This is a genomic window from Actinophytocola sediminis, from assembly GCF_054779715.1.
Genome location: NZ_BAAGXS010000057.1, coordinates 124,780 through 147,547, shown reverse-complemented (window position 1 = coordinate 147,547; position 22,768 = coordinate 124,780). Strand labels below are relative to the sequence as shown.

At 72.3% G+C, this 22,768-nt stretch carries 24 protein-coding genes; 21 read left to right on the top strand and 3 right to left on the bottom strand.

The genetic code is table 11. The features are described 5' to 3' along the window. Positions 1-34 precede the first annotated feature (34 nt). The 10 genes from ACYVIP_RS29075 (at position 35) to ACYVIP_RS29030 (ending at position 8,727) form a co-directional block, all read left to right on the top strand. Complete coding sequence (locus ACYVIP_RS29075) at positions 35-973, top strand: Ppx/GppA family phosphatase (RefSeq protein WP_460401986.1); 939 nt, start codon at positions 35-37, stop codon at positions 971-973. Positions 974-1,052: 79 nt separating this feature from the next. Continuing rightward, positions 1,053-2,435: a hypothetical protein gene (locus ACYVIP_RS29070; RefSeq protein ID WP_460401984.1), complete on the top strand. Its 1,383-nt coding sequence runs from the start codon at positions 1,053-1,055 to the stop codon at positions 2,433-2,435. Between the two features lie 7 nt (positions 2,436-2,442). Beyond that, complete coding sequence (locus ACYVIP_RS29065) at positions 2,443-3,225, top strand: sugar phosphate isomerase/epimerase family protein (protein WP_460401982.1); 783 nt, start codon at positions 2,443-2,445, stop codon at positions 3,223-3,225. Positions 3,226-3,366: 141 nt separating this feature from the next. Next, on the top strand, positions 3,367-4,293 hold the full coding sequence (locus ACYVIP_RS29060) for a proline dehydrogenase family protein (protein WP_460401980.1): 927 nt from the start codon (positions 3,367-3,369) through the stop codon (positions 4,291-4,293). Positions 4,294-4,350: 57 nt separating this feature from the next. After that, positions 4,351-5,199: a thioesterase family protein gene (locus ACYVIP_RS29055; RefSeq protein WP_460401978.1), complete on the top strand. Its 849-nt coding sequence runs from the start codon at positions 4,351-4,353 to the stop codon at positions 5,197-5,199. A 38-nt stretch (positions 5,200-5,237) separates the two neighbouring features. Next, complete coding sequence (gene proC / locus ACYVIP_RS29050) at positions 5,238-6,065, top strand: pyrroline-5-carboxylate reductase (RefSeq protein WP_460401976.1); 828 nt, start codon at positions 5,238-5,240, stop codon at positions 6,063-6,065. A gap of 130 nt (positions 6,066-6,195) precedes the next feature. After that, positions 6,196-6,414, top strand: coding sequence for a helix-turn-helix domain-containing protein (locus tag ACYVIP_RS29045; protein ID WP_460401974.1), 219 nt, complete (start codon positions 6,196-6,198; stop codon positions 6,412-6,414). 142 nt (positions 6,415-6,556) lie between these two features. Further along, positions 6,557-6,658 (top strand): 30S ribosomal protein bS22, encoded by a 102-nt coding sequence (locus ACYVIP_RS29040; protein ID WP_018684825.1) that lies wholly within the window; start codon positions 6,557-6,559, stop codon positions 6,656-6,658. Between the two features lie 190 nt (positions 6,659-6,848). Next, complete coding sequence (locus ACYVIP_RS29035) at positions 6,849-7,766, top strand: NAD-dependent epimerase/dehydratase family protein (protein ID WP_460401972.1); 918 nt, start codon at positions 6,849-6,851, stop codon at positions 7,764-7,766. After that, positions 7,759-8,727: a lysophospholipid acyltransferase family protein gene (locus ACYVIP_RS29030; RefSeq protein ID WP_460401970.1), complete on the top strand. Its 969-nt coding sequence runs from the start codon at positions 7,759-7,761 to the stop codon at positions 8,725-8,727. Before ACYVIP_RS29035 ends, ACYVIP_RS29030 begins: the two co-directional genes overlap by 8 nt. 48 nt (positions 8,728-8,775) lie before the next feature. On the opposite strand, the gene ACYVIP_RS29025 is transcribed toward ACYVIP_RS29030, so the two are convergent. The 3 genes from ACYVIP_RS29025 to ACYVIP_RS29015 form a co-directional block, all read right to left on the bottom strand. Beyond that, positions 8,776-9,699: an HAD family hydrolase gene (locus ACYVIP_RS29025; RefSeq protein ID WP_460401968.1), complete on the bottom strand. Its 924-nt coding sequence runs from the start codon at positions 9,697-9,699 to the stop codon at positions 8,776-8,778. A gap of 76 nt (positions 9,700-9,775) precedes the next feature. Beyond that, the gene (locus ACYVIP_RS29020; RefSeq protein WP_460401966.1) at positions 9,776-11,035 is read right to left on the bottom strand and encodes a DUF5667 domain-containing protein; all 1,260 of its coding nucleotides are present in this window, start codon (positions 11,033-11,035) and stop codon (positions 9,776-9,778) included. A 98-nt stretch (positions 11,036-11,133) separates the two neighbouring features. Then, entirely contained in the window at positions 11,134-11,772 is a 639-nt protein-coding gene (locus ACYVIP_RS29015; RefSeq protein ID WP_460401964.1) for a sigma-70 family RNA polymerase sigma factor, read from the bottom strand. A gap of 190 nt (positions 11,773-11,962) precedes the next feature. Here ACYVIP_RS29015 and ACYVIP_RS29010 point away from each other — a divergent pair, with 190 nt between their 5' ends. From ACYVIP_RS29010 to ACYVIP_RS28960, 11 genes are all read left to right on the top strand, one after another. Further along, positions 11,963-13,498, top strand: a complete 1,536-nt coding sequence (locus ACYVIP_RS29010; RefSeq protein ID WP_460401962.1) for an AMP-binding protein — start codon at positions 11,963-11,965, stop codon at positions 13,496-13,498. Then, positions 13,498-13,728, top strand: coding sequence for a glutaredoxin family protein (locus tag ACYVIP_RS29005; RefSeq protein WP_460401960.1), 231 nt, complete (start codon positions 13,498-13,500; stop codon positions 13,726-13,728). Before ACYVIP_RS29010 ends, ACYVIP_RS29005 begins: the two co-directional genes overlap by 1 nt. Before the next feature lie 57 nt (positions 13,729-13,785). Next, on the top strand, positions 13,786-15,306 hold the full coding sequence (locus ACYVIP_RS29000) for a molybdopterin-dependent oxidoreductase (RefSeq protein WP_460401958.1): 1,521 nt from the start codon (positions 13,786-13,788) through the stop codon (positions 15,304-15,306). A 114-nt stretch (positions 15,307-15,420) separates the two neighbouring features. Next, positions 15,421-16,248 carry a redox-sensing transcriptional repressor Rex gene (locus ACYVIP_RS28995; protein ID WP_460402034.1) on the top strand — a complete coding sequence of 276 codons (828 nt, stop codon included), beginning with the start codon at positions 15,421-15,423 and terminating at the stop codon, positions 16,246-16,248. Further along, positions 16,245-17,558 carry a glutamyl-tRNA reductase gene (locus tag ACYVIP_RS28990; protein WP_460401956.1) on the top strand — a complete coding sequence of 438 codons (1,314 nt, stop codon included), beginning with the start codon at positions 16,245-16,247 and terminating at the stop codon, positions 17,556-17,558. The genes ACYVIP_RS28995 and ACYVIP_RS28990 overlap by 4 nt, the downstream gene beginning before the upstream one ends. Continuing rightward, positions 17,555-18,520, top strand: coding sequence for a hydroxymethylbilane synthase (gene hemC, locus ACYVIP_RS28985; protein ID WP_460401954.1), 966 nt, complete (start codon positions 17,555-17,557; stop codon positions 18,518-18,520). The genes ACYVIP_RS28990 and hemC overlap by 4 nt, the downstream gene beginning before the upstream one ends. Positions 18,521-18,560: 40 nt before the next feature. Beyond that, positions 18,561-20,147, top strand: a complete 1,587-nt coding sequence (locus tag ACYVIP_RS28980; RefSeq protein ID WP_460401952.1) for a bifunctional uroporphyrinogen-III C-methyltransferase/uroporphyrinogen-III synthase — start codon at positions 18,561-18,563, stop codon at positions 20,145-20,147. 9 nt (positions 20,148-20,156) lie between these two features. Next, complete coding sequence (hemB, locus tag ACYVIP_RS28975) at positions 20,157-21,128, top strand: porphobilinogen synthase (RefSeq protein ID WP_460401950.1); 972 nt, start codon at positions 20,157-20,159, stop codon at positions 21,126-21,128. Positions 21,129-21,158: 30 nt separating this feature from the next. Continuing rightward, complete coding sequence (locus tag ACYVIP_RS28970) at positions 21,159-21,728, top strand: hypothetical protein (RefSeq protein WP_460401948.1); 570 nt, start codon at positions 21,159-21,161, stop codon at positions 21,726-21,728. 26 nt (positions 21,729-21,754) lie between these two features. Then, the gene (locus ACYVIP_RS28965) at positions 21,755-22,180 is read left to right on the top strand and encodes a hypothetical protein (RefSeq protein ID WP_460402032.1); all 426 of its coding nucleotides are present in this window, start codon (positions 21,755-21,757) and stop codon (positions 22,178-22,180) included. 28 nt (positions 22,181-22,208) lie between these two features. Beyond that, positions 22,209-22,760: a hypothetical protein gene (locus tag ACYVIP_RS28960; RefSeq protein ID WP_460401946.1), complete on the top strand. Its 552-nt coding sequence runs from the start codon at positions 22,209-22,211 to the stop codon at positions 22,758-22,760. Positions 22,761-22,768 lie beyond the last annotated feature (8 nt).

The window sequence follows — 22,768 nt, the reverse complement described above, 5'->3', positions numbered from 1 at the left end:
CCCGGATCGCGACCTACCGGTAACCTAGCGCCCTGTGCGCCTCGGGGTGTTAGACGTCGGTTCCAACACCGTCCACCTACTCGTCGTGGATGCGCACCGCGGCGCGCACCCGATGCCCGCCAGCTCACAGCGTTCCATACTGCGACTCGCCGAACGAATGACCCCCGATGGTGGCCTGTCGGCCAACGGCGCCGACGACCTGGTCGAGGCGGTCGCCGCGGCGCGCAAGTCGGCCAGCGACCTGGGCTGCGAGGACCTGCTGGCCTTCGCCACCTCCGCGGTGCGCGACGCGCACAACGCCGCCGACGTGCTGGCCCGGGTACACGAGGAGACCGGCGTCGAGCTCGCGGTGCTGCCGGGAGACGCCGAGGCGCGGCTCACCTTCCTCGCCGCCCGCCGCTGGTATGGCTGGTCAGCCGGCCGGCTGCTGGTGCTCGACATCGGCGGCGGCTCGCTGGAGATCGCCAGCGGCGTCGACGAGGAACCCGACTTCGCCCGGTCGCTGCCGCTCGGCGCGGGTAGGCTCACCCGGCAGCGGTTCACCGGCGACCCGCCGACCCGCGACGAAGTGACCGCCACCGCCCGGTGGCTGACCGACCAACTCGCCCCGGTGGCGAAGAAGTTGGCCAAGCAGGGCGCACCGGACCGCGTGGTCGGCACCTCGAAGACGTTCCGGTCGCTCGCACGGCTGACCGGGGCGGCGCCGTCCTCGGCCGGGCTGCGCACGCGCCGGGTGCTCACCGAGACGGGTCTGCGGCAGCTGATCGCGTTCATCACCCGGATGTCCGCCGCCGACCTGGCCGAACTGGAGGGGGTCAGCCAGCGGCGGGCCCCGCAGTTGGTGGCCGGTGCGCTGGTGGCGCAGGCCACGATGAGCGCGATCGGTGTGTCAGAGCTGGAGATCTGCCCGTGGGCACTGCGCGAAGGTGTCATCCTGCGGCGGCTGGACCGGACCAACGGCGAGGATTCCTGATGCCCATAATGTTGGCTGTGCGAGTCGACGAAAGCCGATTCGCTGGACGATACGCCCGTCTCCGGGCACGGTGGAGTCAATGAGTCACGAAGGCGGACCCGAGCCGACCCAGCGCACCGTCGCTGAGTTGCTCGCCAAGTACGGTCAGGAGTCGGGGGGAAACGCGCCCCGACGCCGCCGTCGGCGCGCCGACGATGTCGAGGACACCGGCGCGCAGGCGATCATCGAACGGGTGATGTCGGAGAGCGGCGAGATGCCGGTCATCCGGGACGACACCCCCTCGCCCACGCGCACCTCACACCGGGCCAACCGCACCGACTTCCAGCGTCCGGTCGAGCCGCCGCCCCGCCGTCGTCAGCCACCGCCGCCGCCGTCGGCCGGGCCGCCGACCGTGGCCACGCCCCCGGTGACCGGCCCACCCTCCTCCAGCAGGCTGCCCGTCGTCGGCCCGCCGTCCTCCAGCAGGCTGCCGGTGGTCGGCCCGCCGGCCGACCTGCCGCGCCGCGACCGCCAGGCACCCCCGCCAGCCACGCGCCGGGGCCAGGAGCCGCCGCCGCGCCGCCAGCAGCCATCCCAACAGCTGCCCCAACCGTCCCAGCAGCTGCCAGCGCCACCCCGTCAGCAGCCATCCCAGCAGCTGCGCAAGCCACCACCGGGCCAGCCGCCCGGCCAGCGCACCGGTGTCGGCCCGTCGCTGCGGTCGCGGCTGGACGGCGACCCGCCGCCGACCCAGACGATGCCGCCAGCGTCCTCGGCCAAGGCCCCGCCGCCGCCCGAGCCGATGACCGAGGAACTGCCCCGGGTTCCGACCTATCCGTCGATGGAGCCGGCCGACCAGCGCCATCCCGGGCAGGACAGCCGCACCCAACTCACGCCGCCGGTGTATCCCCCGCAGCGCGACCAGTTCCAGTCCGGACCCCAGCCACGGGTCCCCGACCGGGACAGCCGGGATTTCGACCCGGACGACGACTACGCGGGCGGCGACTACGGCACCGGCTACCGCACCGACTACGACAGCGGCTACCAGTCCGGCGTGGACAAGCCGTTCGACACCGGCTTCAACCAGGGCTTCGACCCAGGGGACCGGGTCGAGGACGGCGACCGCGCCTACGGCGACCTCGACCGGGACCTCGACGGCGACCTGGACGAGGACCTCGCCCGCGAGCTGGACGAGCTGGACGGCGAGCGCGAGCCCCGCTCGGCGGCCCGCGAGTGGCTGGTGATGGCCGGCCAGCTCGCGGCCGGTGTGCTCGGCGGCGCCGCGGTGTGGCTGGGCTTCAACTGGATGTGGGGCGCGCTCCCGCAGGCCGCGCTGGTGGTCGCGCTCGCGGTGATCGCCGGCATGGTGTTCATCGTGCGGAAGATCCGCAAGGCCGAGGATCTGCAGACCACGGTGTACGCGGTACTCGTCGGCCTGCTCGCGACCGTGTCCCCGGCGGCCCTGCTGCTGCTGAATCGCTGACCTGGCCGTGACCGGGCGGATCAGGGTTGGCCTGTCGACCGCGTCGGTCTGGCCCCAGTCGGCGACCTCCGCGTTCCACCTGGCCGCCGACCTCGGCTACGACGGCGTCGAGGTGATGGTCTGGGCCGACCAGATCAGCCAGGACCCGGCCGCGCTGCGCCGCCGGTCGGCCCAGACCGGGGTGCCGGTGCTGGCCGTGCACGCGCCCTGTCTGCTGATCACCCAGCGGGTCTGGTCGCCGAAGCCGGAGGAACGGCTGCGCATGTCGGTCGAGGCCGCGCAGGAGCTCGGCGCGCGGACCGTGGTCATCCACCCGCCGTTCCGCTGGCAGAAGCGCTACGCCGAGGGCTTCGCCGAGCAGGTCGCCACCCTCGAGGACGCGAGCGGGGTGGCGATCGCGGTGGAGAACATGTTCCCGGTGCGCCGGTTCGGCGGCACCGTGTCCGCCTTCCACCCCTCGATCGACCCCACCGACGTCGGCTACCGCAACTACACCCTCGACCTGTCGCACACCGCCGCCGCCGGCACCGACGCGCTGGCCCTCGCCGAGCGGATGGGCGCCGGGCTGACCCACCTGCACCTGGCCGACGGCTCCGGCGTGCCCCGCGACGAGCACCTGGTTCCAGGCCGGGGCGGGCAGCCGTGCGCCACGCTGTGCGAGCTGGTGGCGCGGACCGGGATCGGGCAGGTCGTGGTGGAGATCAACACCAGGCGGGCGCGCGGCAAGGCAGACCGGGTCAAGGACCTGGCCGAGGCGTTGCGCTTCGCCAGATTGCATCTCGGTCAGTAGCGCACGGTCATACTGCCGGTCACGCTGTCGGCCAATAGGTATCGACAGCAGGACGACCGCGCCCGGCGCAACGTAGAGTCACGCGACGAGGCACCCGTCGGATGGGGCGGGTAGCCCGGTGTGCGTGGAATGGGAGCGTTCGTGAACCCGCTACGTAGCTTGATCCTCGCCGCGGCCGGCAACGACGTGATCCGTCGTGCCGTCGCGGCCGCACCCGTCAGCCGTGACGTGGTCCGCCGGTTCGTCGCCGGGGAGTCCACCGAAGCGGCGATCGACGTGACCAGACGGCTGGTGGATCGCGGCCTGACGGTGACGTTGGATTATCTGGGCGAGGACACCACAGACGAGGACCTCGCCGATCAGACCGTGCGGGCCTACCTGGAGTTGCTCGACGCGCTGAGCGCGGCGGGACTCGCCGGGCAGGCCGAGGTCAGCGTCAAGCTGACCGCGGTCGGCCAACTGCTCGACGAGCGGCTGGCGCTGACCAACGCGTCGCGGATCTGTACCGCGGCGCGGGCGAGCGGCACCACGGTGACGCTCGACATGGAGGACCACACCACCACCGACTCGACCCTGCGGGTGCTGGCCGAACTGCGTCGCACCTGGCCCAGCGTGGGCGCGGTGCTGCAGGCCTACCTGCGCCGCACGGTCGAGGACTGCGCCCGGCTGGCGGGGGACGGCTCGCGGGTGCGCCTGTGCAAGGGCGCGTACGCCGAGCCGGCCGAGGCGGCCTACCAGGACCGGCACGAGGTCAACCAGAGTTACGTCCGATGTCTGAACGTGCTGCTGGCCGGCGATGGTTACCCGATGTTCGCCACCCATGATCCCCGGCTGGTGCCGATCGTGGACGCCAGAGCGGCGTATCACGGCCGGAAACCGGGCAGCTTCGAATTCCAGATGCTGTACGGCATCCGGCCGGAGGAGCAACGGCGGCTGGCCGAGCTCGGACACACGGTGCGGGTGTACGTGCCCTACGGAGAGCGGTGGTACGGCTACCTCATGCGTCGACTGGCCGAGCGTCCGGCGAATACGGCGTTCTTCTTGCGCGCCTTGACATCCCGCTCCTGACGGGTTCGCCCCGACGCGATCTGATCAAGCTCAACCTCACGTGGCAGGCTAATAATCATGAGCAGTCTTGCGGGCGATGCCCGCGGCGGGCCCGGTTCAACCGTCGGCCCGTTCACCGCGTCAACGAAGGTCCGCTCGCTCGGAGACGGCACCTTCACCGCGGACCTCGGCAGTGCGTGGACGGTCGGCGGCAAGCCGCATGGGGGATACCTGCTCGCGCTGCTGGCCAGAGCGGCGGTGGGGGCGGCGGGTGCCGGCGCCCCCGGCACCGACCCGCTGGCGGTCAGCGCCCAGTACCTCCGTGCCCCAGAGGTCGGACCAGTGCTGCTGCGTACCGACGTGCGCAAGGCGGGCCGGCAGGCGACCGTGGTCTCGGTCCACCTCGAACAACGCGGGCAGCCGTGCGTGGAGGGGGTGGTGACCACCGGCCGGCTGCCCCGGGAACGAGCGGCCTGGACCGATCTGCCCAACCAGCCGGCGGAGCCGCCGGGCAACGCGGTCGACCTGGCCACGCTGCCGATGGCCTCGGTGTTCCGGCTGATCGAGGGTTGTGACGTGCGGCTCGACCCCAACGGGGCCGGCTTCCTGCACGGCCATGTCGGCGACCCGCCCCGGCTGCGGTTATGGGTCCGCCCGCGCGGCGATCAGGTGGACACCATGTTCGCGCTGCTGGCGGGGGACATCTCGATGCCGGTGACGTTCAACCTCGGGCGGTTCGGCTGGTCGCCGACGGTGCAGCTGACGGCGTTGCTGCGCTCCCGGCCGGCTCCCGGCTGGCTGCGGGTGCAGATGGACTGCAAGGCCGTGCACGGACCGTGGTTCGACTCCGACGCCACGGTGGTCGACGCGACCGGCAGGCTGATCTGTCAGGCGCGCCAGCTCGCGCTGTCGGCCAAGGCGACGTAGGGACCGAGGGCGGCCGGGGTCGTGGGAGGCTGACCGGCATGACTGATGCGGACAAGCCGGCCATCGCGGTCCTTGGTGCCGGCAAGATCGGTGAGGCGCTGCTGTCGGGTCTGCTGGCCGGTGGCCGGCGGCCCGACGAGCTCATGTTCACCGAGCGGTACCCGGAGCGGTCGGCCGAGCTGACCACCCGCTACGGCATCCGTGGCGTCGACGTGCCCACCGCGGCCAAGGAGGCGGGGGTGCTCGTCGTCGCGGTCAAGCCGCAGGACATCGATCCGGTGCTGGACGAGCTGGCGCCGGCGGTCGACCGGGACACGCTCGTGGTGTCGCTGTGCGCCGGGCTGCCGACCTCGCTGTACGAGCGTCGGCTGCCCGACGGCGTGCCGGTCGTGCGGGTCATGCCGAACACGCCGATGGTGGTCGGCGAGGCGATGAGCGCCATCTCGCCGGGTCGGCACGCCACCGCCGAGCACCTGGCGGTGGTGGAGCAGGTGCTGGGCACCGTCGGCCTGGTCGTGCGGGTGCCGGAGTCGCAGCAGGACGCGGTGACCGCGCTGTCCGGCTCCGGCCCGGCCTATTTCTTCTACCTGGTCGAGGCCATGATCGACGCGGGCATCCTGCTCGGCCTGCCAAGGACGGTGGCCGAGAAGCTGATCATCCAGTCGGCCGTCGGCGCGGCCGCGATGCTGGCCAAGACCGGAGAACACCCGGTCACCCTGCGGGAGGCGGTCACCTCGCCCGCCGGCACGACGATCATGGCGATCCGCGAGCTGGAGAACCACGGCGTGCGGGCGGCCCTGTTGGCCGCGATCGAGGCCGCCCGAGACCGCTCTCAGGAACTGGGTAATGCCCACCAACCTGACTAAGGCGCAAAAAATCGTCCACGGCGTCGCATCTGTCACACCAGTCCCGCTACCCTCGGGTGAAGCACGTGCGTGTCGATACCGCCGGTGGGGAAGCCGAGCGGCGCGACGCGTGTCGAAGGGCTGGTGAAGCATGCCGGCGAACACGAACGGTCCTGAACATCCAGTGCTCGCACAGGTGAAGTTCCTGACCGTCGCCGAGGTGGCGACGGTGATGCGGGTGTCGAAGATGACCGTGTACCGCTTGGTGCACAACGGCGAACTACCCGCGGTGCGGGTCGGCAAGTCCTTCCGGGTACCGGAGAAGGCGGTCGACGACTACCTGCGCAGCGCGTATTTCGACGCTGGATAGAGCCGGTCGCCAGGCGCTCGCACCCGGCGGGTAACCTTGGCGACCGTTGTGCCTGGTTTTATGAGCACGTCCGTGACCTGATGGTCGAGTGGTCGTTGCCGCCCCAGGCAAGATCGATCACCGACTACAGTGAAGGATCCGCATGGGCTCGGTCATCAAGAAGCGCCGCAAGCGCATGTCGAAGAAGAAGCACCGCAAGCTGCTGCGGAAGACGCGAGTTCAGCGTCGGAAGTTGAAGAAGTAACTCACGGCACGTTCGCGGATGCCGCCGTTGCGTCATTCAGGTGACATCCGCGAACAAGCCTTGTGAGCTGCGTTAACTACGCGTTGCCAGCGACGATTCGATCACGATCGACCGGTAGAGTCGCGGGTGGCCCGCCCATCGTGGTAGCCGGGCCGTCCTCTCTCCTCTCCGCTCGATTCAACGGAGTCGCATGGCGCCCGAAGTCGTTCTCGTGACCGGTGTCGCCGGTCATCTCGGTGGCCGGTTGGCCGCCGCACTCGCCACCGAACCTGGCATCGCCAGGGTCATCGGCGTGGACACCCACCTCCCGCGCACCCCGCTGCCCGAGCGGGTGGAGCTGGTCACCGCCGATCTCGGCGGCCCACTGGTCCCCAGCCTGCTGCGCGCGGCCGGCGTCGACACCGTGGTGCACGCCGCGGCCCGGCCCGCCGACCCCGCCGCCCGCGACCGCGACCTGGTCGCCACCATGCGGCTGCTCGCCGGCTGCCAGCGCGCGGCGAGCGTGCGCAAGCTCGTGCACCGCTCCACCGCCGAGGTCTACGGCGCGTCCCCCACCTCGCCCGCGGTGTTCACCGAGCGGGACGGCGCCGCCAAGGGCCACGCGGTCGAGCTCGAGCACTACGTGGACGGCTTCGCCCGCCGCCGGCCCGAGGTCACGGTGACCACCGTCCGGCTGGCCGAGTTGCTCGGCTCCGGCACGGACACCGCGCTCGGCCGCTACTTCGCCATGCCCGTGGTGCCGACCGTGATCGGCTTCGACGCCAGGGTGCAGGTGCTCCACCCCGGCGACGCGGTCGCCGTGCTGCGCCGGGCCACCACCCACGACCTGCCGGGCGTGTTCAACGTCGGCGGGGACGGCGTGCTGCTGCTCTCCCAGGCCATCCGCCGGGCGGGCCGGGTGTCGCTGCCGATGCCCCGCGCGGCGGTGCCGGCCGCGGCCAGGCTCGCGCGCGCCGAGCTGTCCCCCGGCCTGGCCCGGCTGCTCAGCTACGGCCGGGTGATCGACACGACCCGGCTCAAGACCACGTTCGGGTACACCCCGAGCTGGTCGACCGCAGCCGCCTTCGACGACTACCTGTACGCGCGAACGGGGGCCACCGGTGGCTGAGGCACAGATCATCCCGCTGCCGAGGCGGGCGGTCGACGGCTCTGCGGTGCACGTCCGCCCGGCCCCGATCACCGCCCCGGTCACCGGCCCGCCGGCCCCGGTCACCGCGTTACGCCACCGCCACCGGCCGCCCGACCTGGCCACCTTCCTGCGCCACCGGCTGACCGGCGAGTACCCGGTGGACGACTTCGGCTTCGACTCGGAGCTGACCGACACGCTGCTCATGCCGCCACTGCGCGCGGTCTACGAGAACTGGTTCCGGGTGACCGTGACCGGCACGCTGCCCGCCGGCACCGGCGCGCTGGTGGTGGCCAACCACTCCGGCACGCTGCCGTGGGACGCGCTGATGACCGCGATCGCGGTGCACGACCACCACCCGGAGGGCCGGCACCTGCGGATGCTCGGCGCCGACCTGGTGTTCCGCATCCCGGTGCTCGGCAGCCTCGCCCGCAAGTCCGGCCAGACCCTGGCCTGCGGCGCGGACGCGGAGCGCCTGCTGCGCGCCGGGGAGATTGTCGGGGTGTGGCCGGAGGGCTTCAAGGGCATCGGCAAGTCGTTCCGCGACCGGTACCGGCTGCAGCGCTTCGGCCGGGGCGGCTTCGTCACCACAGCACTGCGCGCCGGCGTGCCGATCATCCCGTGCTCGATCGTCGGCGCCGAGGAGATCTACCCGAAGATCGCCGACATCAAGCCGCTGGCCAAGCTGCTCGGGCTGCCCTACTTCCCGGTGACCCCGCTGTTCCCGCTGCTCGGCCCGCTCGGCGCGATCCCGCTTCCGACCAAGTGGCACATCCACTTCGGCGAGCCGGTGCGCACCGACCTGGCCGCGCCGGCCGCGGCCGACGACCAGGCCATGGTCATGGACCTCGCCGCCACCGTGCGCGACACCATCCAGGACACCCTGGACCAGCTGGTGGCCGGGCGCGCCTCGGTCTTCGGCGGAGACTGTGAAAAGCCCTGAATGGGGCATTGGCGACGTTCAACGCCCTGAATGGGGCATTCAGGGCAGTTAGATCAGCCGGTCGCGGCGGCGGTAGGCGAGGCCGGCGGCCACCGCGCCGGCCAGTGCGCCGGCGCCGAGCACCGAGGGCACGCCGATCTTGGCGGCCTTGCGGCCGGTGCGGAAGTCGCGGATCTCCCAGCCACGTTTGCGGGCGGTCTCGCGCAGGCTGCCGTCCGGGTTGACCGCCACCGCGGTGCCGGCCACCGACAGCATCGGCACGTCGTTGGCCGAGTCGGAGTAGGCCGTGCACCGGCGCAGGTTCAGGCCCTCGCGCGCGGCCAGCGCGCGGACCGCGTGCGCCTTGGCCGGGCCGTGCAGCATCTCGCCGACCAGCCGGCCGGTGTAGACGCCCTCGGCGCTCTCCAGCACGGTGCCCAGCGCGCCGGTCAGCCCGAGCCGCCTGGCGATGATCGTCGCCAGGTCGACCGGGGTGGCGGTGACCAGCCAGACCCGCTGCCCGGCGTCGAGGTGCATCTGGGCCAGCGCGCGCGTGCCCGGCCAGATCTTGTCGGCCATCAGCTCGTCGTAGATCTCCTCGCCGAGCGCGGTGAGCTCGGCGACCGAGTGGCCGGCGACGAAGGACAGCCCGGACTCCCGCGCGTTGCGGATGCCGTCGTGGGTCTCCCGGCCGCCGACGCGGAACATCACCTGCTGCAGCGCGAACTTGGCCAGATCGGAGCTGGTGAAGAACTTGCGGGCGGCCATTCCCCGCGCGAAGTGGAAGATCGACGCGCCCATCATCATCGTGTTGTCCACGTCGAAGAACGCGGCCGCGGTCAGGTCGACCGGGGGTGCCGGCCGGCCGGTCTCGACAACGTCGTCCTTGGTCGCGCGCTCAAGCGCGACCGCCGCCTCTGCCGAGGCCTCACCGGCAAGCGTCGCGAGCTGTTCGAGCTCGGGTTGCCTGTCACGGCCACGCCACAGGGACACGCCTTCGCCTCCGCGCATTCGACCAGCTGTACCACCCGACAGCGTAGCGATGCCGTCGGCACGCGTCCTGCGGTCATCAACCACCGATGCTGATACCGGGAAGCCCGGGCAACAGCGGTGGCACCTCGAGTCCCGGCAGGGGCAGCGGCAGCTCGATCGTCGGCGACCCGTCGTCGTCGGCCGGGGTGTCGGCGCCGGCGGGGTTCGGCACGGTGCCCGGCAGCACGCCCGCCACGCTCGGCAGCGGGAGCAGCGGCGGGACCTGCTCGGTCGGCGTGGCCTGGCCACCGGCCGGCGGGGTGGTCGGCCCGACCGCGCCGGAGGTCGGGCTCGGCGCCGGTGCGTTCGGGTCCGGCGCGTTCCTGGCCGGCCCCGACCCGGCCACCCGCTCGCAGGCGCCGGTCGCCGGCAGCGCGCCGACCTCGTCGAACGAACCGGAGGTGATCTGGTAGCAGTCCATCCGGTCCAGCAGCGCGTCCGCCCTGGTGGCGATCGTGCCGAGCAACGCGCTCGAGGCCGCCTCCCTGGCGTGTACCGCCGCCGGCAGGTCGATCTCGGCCAGCCGGTTCTCGTGCTGGCGGGCCCAGGCGCCGAGCAGCTCCAGCTGGCTGCCGTCGGCGCGGGTGGCGAGCGCGATCAGCTGGCGGGAGCCGGCGGCCGCGTCGTTGTCGAAGTCGGTGAGCGCGGTGAGGTAGGAGCCGGTCGGCGCGCTGCCCGGGTCCGGGTAGGTCGTGGCGAGCGTCTCGAGCTCGCTGATCCGCGCGCTGGCGAAGTCGAGGTGCTTGAGCGCCTTGGACTCGTCGCCGAAGGTGAGGCCGAGGGAGGCGGCCTCCGCGCTGCGCTTGACGCCGTAGAGCGCGTCGCCGGGCAGCGCGTCCCGCGCCAACAGCACGCTCATCCCGGCGAGCGAGCCGACGAGCGCGAGCACCGCCACCGCCGCGATGGCGAAGCGGGCCCGCGCGCCGGACATCGGTCTGGCCGGACGATCGTCCCGATCTCCACCGCGAGTCGATCCACGACGGCCGCGCGGCCCCCGACTTGCCCGCGCGACTCGTCCGGAGACGGCCCGGTGACGCCTGGGCCGCACTCGATCGGTGGAGGTGACGACGGTGTCGGTCACCACCGTGGTGGCCACCCTCGCGGGCGCCTGCTCGATGTCCTCCGCCACGGCGACCGGGTGCGCGGTCTCCGCCTCGGCGGTGTCGGCGAGACCGGCGAGGACGCGCTCGCGGATGCGAGTGCGCTCGTCGGTCGTCGGTCGTGTCAGCCCGACCAGTGCCGCGAGTGCCGGTACGACGGTCTCGTCGTAGTCGGTGTGCTCGCCGCCCGTGTCCACATCGTGCTCCGGTCCTGCTCCTGGAGCCGAATCCAGGATCTCCTGTTGTGAACGAGCGGGCTGGGTCCCGGTTACGGCTCTACGTCTGGATTTCGGGCTCACCGCAACTCCGTTGGCAACAGTTGGCCTAATCGGCGCACGGCCCGGTGCTGGAGGGCCTTCACCGCGCCCTCGTTGCGCGCCATGATCTGCGCCGTCTCGGCCACCGACAGTCCCTGTAAGAAACGCAACACGATGCACTCACGCTGGTCGTCGCCGAGCTTGCTCACGCACTCCAGCAGCGCGGCGCGGGTGAGCGTGGACAGCACCTGTTGTTCCGGGCCGATCTCGACCCGCTGGGAGTCGTCGACCTCGGCGGTGGCCACCTCGAGCCGGAAGCGGCTGGACTTCACGTGGTCGAGCACCAGGTTACGGGCGATCGTGACGAACCAGGCGCCGACGTCGCGGCCCTGGTAGCTGATGGAGGAGATCCGCCGTAGTGCCCGCAGGAACGTCTCGCTGGTGACGTCCTCGGCCAGCTCCCGGTCGCCGACCCGGAACAACACGTAGCGGAACACGACGTCGACGTACTTGTCGTAGAGCGCGGCGAACGCGGACTTGTCGCCGTCCTGGGCGGCGTGCACCAGCTCCCACGAGCCGGCGTGGTCTGGTTCGCCGGGTTCCGGACGCGGGAGGCCACCCGGCTGACCGCGCGTCGCCCCCGCCGCGTCCCGGGGGACTGGGCGTACGGACGGCATGGATCTCTCCCTCGTCGGTTCCCGGTCAGCCGCACCGCCGACCGGAGCCTTGAGCAGCATACGTCTTGTTACTGCGTAGTAGGTAATGGTTCCTGGTGAGACTGGTCAGGGCATTGACCATGACGCCAGTGAGTCGTGCCACACTGCGGGGAAGTTACGTGATGGGGTCATTCGAGGGCGGAGGGGTCCCATGGTCGGCCGCAAGATCGACGCACTGACCGGCAACGTCGCCGATCTGGTCACGGAGGCCGCGGCACGGGTCCCGGACAGACCCGCGCTGGTCGACCAGGCCACCGGGCGCACGCTGACCTGGCAGCAGGTCGACGGGGCCGCCTCGGCCTTCGCCGCCATTCTCTGGCAGCGCGGGATCGTGCCCGGCGATCGGGTCGCCATCGTGCTGCCGACCAGCGCGGAGTTCGTCGTGGCGCTGTTCGGGGTGGTGCGCGCGGGCGGCATCGCGGTCCCGGCCAGCGTCGGCTCCCCGCCCGCCGAACTCGGCCGGTTGCTCGCCGACAGCGGCGCCGCCTACGTCACCGGTCCGGCCGACGAACCGCCGGACGTGACCGTGCTGCCGATCCCCGACGTGACCGCCGGTGCGCCGGAGATCGACGACCTCGACCAGCGCGCGCCGCGCGGCGGCGAGGACATCGCGGTGCTCTGTTACACCTCGGGCACCGCGGGGGTGCCGCGCGGCGTGATGCTCTCCCACCGGGCGCTGCTGTCCAACGTCGAGCAGTGCGCGGCGCTGAACCCGCCGCCGGTGACCTCGACCGACCGGGTGCTGCTGGCGGTGCCGATGTTCCACGCCTACGGGCTGGGACCGGGGCTGCTGCAGGTGGCCGCGGCCGGCGCGACCGCCGTGCTGCTGGAGACCTTCGGGGTCGAGCGCGCGCTCGCGGCCTGCGCCGAGCACCGGGTGACCGCGCTGGTCGGCGTGCCGGCGATGTACCAGGCCTTCGCCGCGGCGCCGGCCGAGCGGCTGGCCGAGGCGATGGCCACCGTGCGGCTGCTGACCTCGGGCGCCGCGCCGCTGCCGCCCTCGGTGCTGGCCGCGATCACGGCGGCCACCGGGCTGCCGGTGTTCGAGGGCTACGGGCTGACCGAGACCGGCCCGGTGCTGACCTCCACGCTGGTCGGCGGGGTCGCCAAGCCAGGCTCGGTCGGCCGGCCGCTGCCCGGCGTCGAGCTGGCGTTGGTGGACTCCGACGGCCGTCCGGTCGGCGACGTGCCAGACGAGGACGAGCAGGGCTGGTTCGACGACGACGAGCCGGAGACCGGCCGGGTGGCCGCCCGCGGCCCGAACCTGTTCAGCGGCTACTGGCCGGACGGCGCGCACGGCCCGGACGATGACGGCTGGTTCCGCACCGGCGACGTCGGCTACCTCGACGCCGACGGCGACCTGCGGCTGGTCGACCGGGCCAACGACCTGATCATCGTCAACGGCTTCAACGTCTACCCCAACGAGGTCGAGCGGGTCATCGAGGAGCTGGCCGAGGTCGCCGAGTGCGCGGCCGTCGGCGTGCCGGACGAGCGGACCGGTGAGTCGGTGAAGGCGGTGATCGTGCTGGCGCCGGGGGCGTCGCTGACCGAGGACGACGTGCGCGAGCACTGCACCGCCGGCCTGGCCAGGTTCAAGGTCCCGCGCACCGTCGAGTTCGTCGACGCCCTGCCCTACGGGGTGACCGGCAAGGTCCGGCGGGCGAGCCTGCGCGGTAACGTGGCGTGATGGTGACCGTGGTGTCCCGGCAGGGTTGTCACCTGTGCGAGGTGGCCGAGGCCGAGGTGGCGCGCATCTGCGCCGAACTGGACGTCGAGTGGACCGTGACCGACGTCGACGCCGATCCCGAACTGCGCGCCGAGTACGGCGAGTACGTCCCGGTGATCCTCGTCGACGGCGAGGAGCACGGCTACTGGCGTGTCGAGGAGCAACGGCTGCGCGCGGCACTGGCCAGGTAAGGATTCCGTAATCGGATCCGGTTGCCGGCACGGGTGTCCAGCGCAGAGGGTGGAGTCGTGCACCCTGACCAACCCGAACTGAGCCGTGGCCGGGCGATCGCCGTGGCGGTGGTCGCGCTCGGCGCCGCGCTCGCGGCCGGACACCTGGTGGCCGGCTTCGTCGGCCCGCCGGCCTCGCCCTTCCTCGCGGTCGGTAACTGGGTACGTGACCTCAGCCCGCACCCGGTCACCGAGTGGGCCAAGGCCACCTTCGGCACCGCGGACAAGCTGGTGCTGTTCATCGGCGTCACGCTGGTGATGCTCGGCATCGTGCTGGTCGGCGCGCTGGCGTCGCGGCGGCGGGCGCTGCCCGGGCTGCTGATCGCCGCCGGGCTGGGGGTGGTCGGGTTCGTGGCCGTGGTCAGCCGGCCCGACCTCGGCCAGCTCGGCATCCTCGCGCCGATCGCGAGCCTGCTGGTCGGCGTGTACGTCTTCTGGCTGCTGCACGGCCGGGCCGAACGGACGACCAGCGACGACCGGCGCGGGTTCCTGCGTGTCACCGGCGGGGTGGCGCTCGGCGCCGGCGTGCTCGGCGGGTTGGGCATGGTGCTCGCCTCCCGGGTCGACGTGGAGGCCTCCCGGCGCGCGGTGGGCAGGCTGCGGGTGGCCGAGCGGGCGCCTCGGCTGCCAGCTGGCGCCGACTTCCCCGGCACGGCCTCGTTCATCACCGCCAACCGCGACTTCTACCGGATCGACACCGCGCTCACCGTGCCCAGGGTGAGCGCCCAGGACTGGCGGCTGCGGGTGCACGGCATGGTCGACCGGGAGCTGACGCTGGACTTCGCCGACCTGCGCGGCCGGCGGCTGGTGGAGCGGCCGATCACGATGGCGTGCGTGTCCAACGAGGTCGGCGGCTCGCTGGTGTCCACGGCCAACTTCATCGGCGTCCCGCTGCACGAGGTGCTCACTGAGGCCGGCGTGCGCCCCGAGGCCGACCAGCTGCTGTCCACCAGCGTCGACGGGTTCACCGCCGGCAGCCCGGTGGACGCGGTGCTCGACCCGGCCCGCGGCGCGCTGCTGGCGATCGGCATGAACGACGAGCCGCTCCCGGTCGAGCACGGCTTCCCCGCCCGGCTGGTCGTGCCCGGCCTCTACGGGTACGTCTCGGCGACCAAGTGGGTCACCGACCTGGAGCTGACCACGTTCGCCGCCAAACAGGGCTACTGGATGCCGCGCGGCTGGTCGGCTCGAGGACCGGTGAAGACCCAGTCGAGGATCGACAGCCCGCGCGACGGCGAGTCGACCGGCTCGACGGTGACCGTGGCCGGGGTCGCCTGGGCGCCGGCGATCGGCATCGACCGGGTCGAGGTGGGCGTCGACATCGATGATGGTGGCGGCCGGTGGCAGGACGCCGAGCTGGCCACCGAGGTCGACCGCAACACCTGGCGGATGTGGCGGTGCCGGGTCGAGCTGTCGGCCGGCGAGCACCGGATCGCGGTGCGCGCGACCGACCGCGACGGGCAGACCCAGACCGACGCGCTCGCCCCTCCGGCGCCCGATGGCGCGACCGGCTGGCACACGATCACCGTGCGGGCCTGACCGTCGGCGGAAACCCAGCGGAAAGCCGGTGAAAAAGGCCCTGGCCGGGGACTTTGTGCCTGCGTTCACAAGCGGCTACCGTAAGCACATCCCAGGGCGAGTCTTTCGAGGAGTATCAGCGTGGCGCAGCGTGGCCAGTCCGACGCAGCCGGTAGAACACCCCGCGCGCCCGCCGAGAACGCGGCCGAGATCACCACACCGATGCCGGCCATCGGCGGCAACGGGTTGCGGGACCGGGCGCGCGCTATTCCCGAGGCTGCCGTCGCCCGGCTCGCGGTCTACCTGCGGGTGCTCTCCGGCATGCGGGAACAGGGCGTCGGGTCGGTCTCCAGCGAGGAGCTGTCCGCGGCCGCCGGGGTCAACTCCGCGAAGCTGCGCAAGGACCTGTCCTACATCGGCTCGTACGGCACCCGAGGGGTCGGCTACGAGGTCGAGGTACTGATCGACCAGATCGAACGTGTGCTCGGGCTCACGCGCGAGCAGAGCGTCGCTGTAGTCGGGATCGGTAATCTCGGACACGCACTCGCCAATTACGGTGGATTCCCAGGCAGAGGGTTCCCGGTGACCGCGTTGTTCGATGTCGACCCTGACCTGATGGGGGTACCCGTCGGGGGAATTCCGGTCGCCCACATAGACGACATCTCGGCCGTGTGCGCGGCCCGTGAGGTCACCATCGGCGTCATCGCCACCCCGCCGCCGGCCGCGCAGGCCGTGTGCGACCGGTTGGTCGAAGCCGGTGTCGAGTGCATTCTGAACTTCGCGCCGGTCGTGCTCCAGGTTCCGGAGACGGTCGAGGTGCGCAAGGTCGACCTCGCGGTGGAACTGCAGATCCTGTCTTTCCATGTCGCCCGGCGTGCTGACCACGCGCCGGCCGAGAACGCCACACCGGCGCAGCGGGTCAATGGGGTCGCCGCGTCGAACGGGGTGGTGGTGCGTCGATGAGTTTGCTCGCTGTTGGTCTTTCGCATCGGTCGGCTGACCTGCGTGTGCTGGAGCGCGCAACGGTGCCCGCGGGTGAGGTGGGCAAGGTCCTCGACGAGTTGCTGCGCCGGGACAACATCGTCGAGGCGACGATGGTGACCACCTGCAACCGGGTCGAGGTCTACGCCGTCGTGCAGGCCTTCCACGGAGGGCTCGCCGACATCGTGGCCGTGCTCGGCCGGCACTCCGGCCTGGACGCCGCCCAGCTGTACGAACACCTCTACGTGCACTACGCGGCCGCCGCCGTCGAGCACCTGTTCGCGGTCTCCGCCGGACTGGACTCGATGGTCGTCGGCGAGTCGCAGATTCTCGGCCAGGTGCGCAACGCCTACGGCACCGCCCGCGAGGCCGGCACCGTCGGCCGCACGCTGCACGAGCTGATCCAGCGCGCGCTGCGGGTCGGCAAGCGGGTGCACTCAGAGACCGGCCTTGACCGCGCCGGCGGCTCGGTGGTCTCCGAGGCACTCGCCGACGCCGACCGGCTGCTCGACGGGCTCACCGGCCGCCGCGCGCTGATCGTCGGCGCCGGGTCGATGGGCGGCCTGGCCGCCGCGGCCCTGCGCCGCGCGGGCATCGGCGAGATCGTGGTCGCCAACCGCACCGAGAGCGCCGGCGCCCGGCTCGCCGAGCTGCAGCGTGAGCAGGGCGTGCCGGCCAGCGCGGTCGGCCTCGGCGACCTGGCCGGCCAGATCGCCGCCGCCGACGTGGTCGTCTCCTGCACCGGCGCGTCCGACACGGTCATCGACACCGAGACGGTCGGCCGGGCGGTCGCCGGGCGCACGCGGGCGCTGGTCTTCTGCGACCTCGGCCTGCCTCGTGACGTCGCCGCCGCGGTCGCTGACTTCGCGCACGTCACCATCGTCGACCTGGAGAGCCTGCAGCGCCGGCTCGCCACCTCGCCAAGCGGCCTGGACACCAGGCGGGCCAGCGCGATCGTCGCCGACGAGGTGCGCGGCTACTTCGCCACCCAGCGCTCCGCCGAGGTCACCCCGACGATCACCGCGCTGCGCCGCCGCGCGGCCGAGGTGGTGGACGCCGAGCTGCTGCGGCTGGACTCGCGGCTGCCGGAGCTGGACGCCGGGGTGCGCGGCGAGCTGGCCCACACCGTGCGCCGGGTGGTCGACAAGCTGCTGCACACGCCGACCGTGCGGGTCAAGGAGCTGGCCTCCGGACCTGGCGGCGCGGAGTACGCCGAGGCACTGCGCGAGCTGTTCCAGCTCGACCCCACCGCGCCGGCCGCGATCGCGAAATCGGACGGTGAGCGTCGGTGACCCGCACGATCCGGATCGGCACCAGGGGCAGCGCGCTGGCGCTCGCCCAGACCGGGACCATCGCCGACCAGCTGACCAGGGCCGGTGCCAAGGTCGAGATCGTCACGGTGGTGACCCCGGGCGACCGCTCGTCGGCGCCCATCGCGGAGATCGGCATCGGCGTGTTCACCTCGGCGCTGCGCGACGCGCTCGCCGACGGCACCGTCGACGTCGCCGTGCACTCCTACAAGGACCTGCCGACCAAGCCCGACCCGAGGCTCTCGATGGCGGCGGTGCCGCTGCGGGCCGACCCCAGGGACGCGCTGGTGGCCAGGGACGGGCTGACGCTCGGCGAGCTGCCACCCGGCTCCCGCGTCGGCACCGGCTCACCCCGCCGGGCCGCGCAGCTCCAGGCGCTCGGCCTCGGCCTGTCCATCCTGCCGATCCGCGGCAATGTGGACACCCGTATCCGCAAGGTCACCGACGGCGAGCTGGATGCCGTCGTGCTGGCCAGGGCCGGGCTCGCCCGGCTCGGCAGGCTGGGCGAGGTCACCGAGGTGCTCGACCCGATCCAGGTGCTGCCGGCCCCCGCCCAGGGAGCGCTCGCGGTGGAGTGCCGGGTGAGCGACATGGACACCGAACACCTCCTTCGATCCACTGTGGACGATGAAGGTACCCGGCTGGCGGTTGGCGCGGAGCGCGCCATGCTGGCCACGCTGGAAGCGGGCTGCAGTGCGCCGATCGGCGCGTTGGCCGATGTGGTCGAGGATCTCGACGCGGACGACCAGGTGGTACACCGCCTGTCGCTGCGCGGGGTCGCGGCGGTCAACTGGACCATCGACGGTGGGCTCGAGGGCACCGCCGTCGAGCTGTTGCGTGCCTCGGCCACAGGTGACCTGACCGCGGGGGAGGAGCTCGGGCGTGCGTTGGCCGCCGAGCTGCTCGAGCTCGGAGCCGGCGTGTTGTCCGGTCCCGAGGCGTAGTTCCGACTGAGACGTGTTGATTAAAGAAAGCGGCCGAGACATGACCACCCGTACCCGAAAGAGCTCGGGTCGTATCGCATTCGTCGGTTCCGGCCCGGGCGACCCCGGGCTGCTCACCGTCCGCGCCAAGGAGCTCCTCGCCAGGGCCGAGCTCGTCGTCACCGATCCGGACGTGCCACCCGGTGTGCTGGCGCTGGCCGGCAGTGACCTCAGCGCGCACGACGAGGACGACGCGGACGCCGAGCAGACCGAACAGGCCAAGGCAGAGGTCCGCCCTGCGGTCGGCGACCCGGCCGACGTGGCGAAGGACCTGGTGACCGAGGCCAAGGCCGGTCGCCTGGTGATCCGCCTGGTTGCCGGCGACCCACTGACCAACTCCGCACTGGTGGCCGAGGCGCAGGCGGTGGCCCGCACGAGCGCCGCGTTCGACGTGGTGCCCGGCGTGTCGCCAGGCACCGCGGTGCCCGCCTACGCCGGCATCGCGCTCGGCGCGGCGCACACCGAGGTCGACGTGCGCGGCGAGGTGGACTGGGCGGGCCTCGCGGCCACGCCCGGCCCGATCGTCCTGCTGGCCAGCTCGAGCCACCTCGCCGAGGCGGCCTCCGCGCTCGGCGAGCACGGCCTGGCCCCGCAGACCCCGGTCGCGGTGACCGCCGACGGCACCGGCTCCGGCCAGCGCACGTTGGACACCACGCTGGCCTCGCTGGCCGCCGACGCCGGGGAGATCGCCGGCAACCTGGTGGTCACCGTCGGCCAGGCAGTTGCCGGCCGGACCAAGCTGTCCTGGTGGGAGTCCCGCGCGCTGTACGGCTGGCGGGTGCTGGTGCCGCGCACCAAGGACCAGGCGGGCGAGATGAGCGAGCGGCTGCGGCTGCACGGCGCCATCCCGTCGGAGGTGCCGACGATCTCCGTCGAGCCGCCGCGCAGCCCGGCGCAGATGGAGCGCTCGGTGAAGGGCCTGGTCGACGGCCGCTACCAGTGGCTGGTGTTCACCTCGACCAACGCCGTGCGCGCGGTGTGGGAGAAGTTCGCCGAGTTCGGCCTGGACGCCCGCGCGTTCTCCGGCGTGAAGATCGCCTGTGTCGGCGAGGCCACCGCGGAGCGGGTGCGTAGCTTCGGCATCATCCCCGAGCTGGTGCCCTCCGGCGAGCAGTCCTCCGAGGGCCTGCTGGAGGAGTTCCCGCCCTACGACGACATCCTCGACCCGGTCGACCGGGTGCTGCTGCCCAGGGCCGACATCGCCACCGAGACCCTCGCCGCCGGTCTGCGCGACCGCGGCTGGGAGATCGACGACGTGACCGCGTACCGCACCGTGCGGGCCGCGCCGCCGCCCGCCGAGACCCGCGAGATGATCAAGACGGGCGGCTTCGACGCGGTGTGCTTCACCTCGTCGTCCACCGTGCGCAACCTCGTCGGCATCGCCGGCAAGCCGCACACCCGCACCCTGGTCGCCTGCATCGGCCCGAAGACCGCGGAGACCGCGCGGGAGTTCGGCCTGCGGGTGGACGTCCAGCCAGAGCACGCCCAGGTACCGGCGCTGGTCGACGCGCTCGCCGAGCACGCCGCCCGGCTGCGTGCCGAGGGCGCGCTGCCGCCACCCCGCAAGACGAAGCGAGCACGACGCTAGGGAGTAGCCATGTTCCCGAGTCACCGGCCCCGCCGGCTGCGTACCACCGCCGCGATGCGCAGGCTGGTCGCCGAGACCACGGTCCGGCCCAACCAGCTGGTGCTGCCGATGTTCGTCCGTGAGGGCGCGACCGAGCCGCTGCCGATCGCGACCATGCCCGGCGTCGTCCAGCACACCAGGGACTCGCTGCGCAAGGCCGCGGTGGAGGCGGTGCAGGCCGGGGTCGGTGGGCTGATGCTCTTCGGCGTCCCCGAGAAGCGGGACGCCGTCGGCTCCGGCGGGCTGGACCCCGACGGCGTGCTCAACGTCGCCCTGCGCGACCTGCGGGCCGAGCTCGGCGACGAGACCGTGCTCATGTCGGACCTGTGCCTGGACGAGTTCACCGACCACGGCCACTGCGGGGTGCTCGACGCCGACGGCAACGTCGACAACGACGCCACCCTGCGGGTCTACGGCGACATGGCGCTCGCGCAGGCCGAGGCGGGCGCGCACCTGCTCGGCCCGAGCGGGATGATGGACGGCCAGGTCGGCGCGGTGCGCGAGGTGCTGGACCGGGCCGGCCGCACCGAGGTCGGCGTGCTGGCGTACTCGGCGAAGTACTCCTCGGCGTTCTACGGCCCGTTCCGCGACGCCATCGAGTCCCAGCTCACCGGCGACCGCAAGACCTACCAGCAGGACACCGGCAACGTCCGGGAGGCGCTGCGCGAGGTGCGCCTCGACCTCGACGAGGGCGCCGACCTGGTGCTGGTCAAGCCGGGGATGCTCTACCTCGACGTGCTGCGCGCGGTGTCCGAGATCAGCGACGTGCCGGTCGCGGCCTACCAGATCTCCGGTGAGTACGGCATGGTCGAGGCGGCCGCGGCCGCCGGCTGGCTGGATCGGCGGGCGGCCGTGCTGGAGACGCTGACCGCCTTCCGCCGGGCGGGCGCGGACATCGTGCTGACCTACTGGGCGGCCGAAGCCGCGGGCTGGCTCCGCTGACGGTGTAGGTCGCGGGTAACCTCCTGGTCCGTGACGAAGCCAGACAACTCGGACGCCGCCGACCGGGACGAGGACGTGTCTTCGGAACCGGTGCCGCCGCCTCCCGTGAAGAAGAAGGCGCGGCCGATCGTGCCGACCGCCCGCGAGGCGGCCGCGGCGACGACCGGCAAGCCGGTGCCCTCGGTTGTCAAGTGGGGCTTCTACGTGCTGCTCGCGGCCGTCGTGGTCGGCGTGTTCGGCGCGATCTACCTGCTGCTCAACAAGGACACGCTGGTCGACAACCAGCTCAAGCTCGAGGGCGCGGAGCAGATCACCCGCGCCGAGGCCGAGCAGGTGGTGTCCAACGCGCTGTGGACGTTGATCATCATCAACGTGATCTTCGGGGCCTTTCAGGCGCTGTTCGCCTACAAGGCCAGGGAGGGCCAGCGGCGGGCGCGGATGCTGGTCACCATCGCGACCCTGCTGGTCGTGGTGTTCCACTTCCTGTTGGTGCCGACGCTGTTCGGCCAGTTGGCCGGCCTGCTCGGGGCCATCGGTGTCGCGCTGCTGTACCTGCCGGCGGCGCGGGGCTTCTACCCGCCGCGGCAGCCACTGCGGTGACCCAGCCGGAGTCCGACGAGCCGGTCATGTTCGCCGAGGCCGGCTCGACCTGGTGGCCGGTGCTGTGGGGTCCGCTGTTCGCCGCCATCGGCGCCGGCGTCGAGGCGATGACCGGGCCGGTGCACTGGTTGCCGTGGATCGTCGTCGGGCTCGGACTCGGCGGCGGCGCGATCATCTGGGTGTCGGCCCGGCGCAAGGTGTACCTGGTGCGGCTGACCACCGGCACGCTCACCCAGGGCCGCGAACAGCTGCGGGTCGCCGACATCGCCGAGGTCACCGACGTCGGCGTGCCGGTGGGCGCCAAGGTGCTCGGCGGTGGCTGGACGGTGCCCCGCAAGACCTCCTCGGTGCCGCTGCGGCTGGCCGGCGGCTCGGTCGTACTGGCCTGGGCGCGCGACGACGAGGGCCTGCTGGCCGCGCTGCGCCGGCTGGTAGAACCCGACCAGACCTGAGCTGGGCGTCGTCATGTTCAATGGTGGGGTGGCCAACCAGCACGATGACGGCAACTGGGAGCCGATGCCGCCCATCCGGGACGGCATGACCGGCGAGATCCCCCGGCCGAAGGCGGTCGACACCGCCTACCAGGCGAGCCTCGCCGGTGCGGTGGTCGGCGCGGTCGCCACGGTCGTCACCGTGCTGCTCGACCGCGAACAGCTGACGCTGCTCGCCCGCGACACCCTGGCCAACGCCGGACTGCCCGACAGCGAGCAGGACGTGGCCGGCACGCTGGGCATGCTCCGGGTCGCGATGGGCTTCGGCATCGCGCTGTTCCTCGGCCTGTGGCTGCTGTTCGCGACCAAGATGCGCGCCGGCCGCAACTGGGCCCGGATCGTGATCACCGCGTTCGCGGTCGTCGGCGCGATGAGCTTCCTCAGCGCGATGGCCAGCAGCGGCGCGGAGCTGGGGCTGATGTGGAACCTCGCCGAGGTCGCCTTCCTGGTCACCGCGGTGATCTACATGTTCCGCCCGGAGTCCACCCGCTTCTTCGCCGAGCACCGCAAGCGCCGTCTGGCCGGGCGTCAGCGCCGATGAGCGGAGTT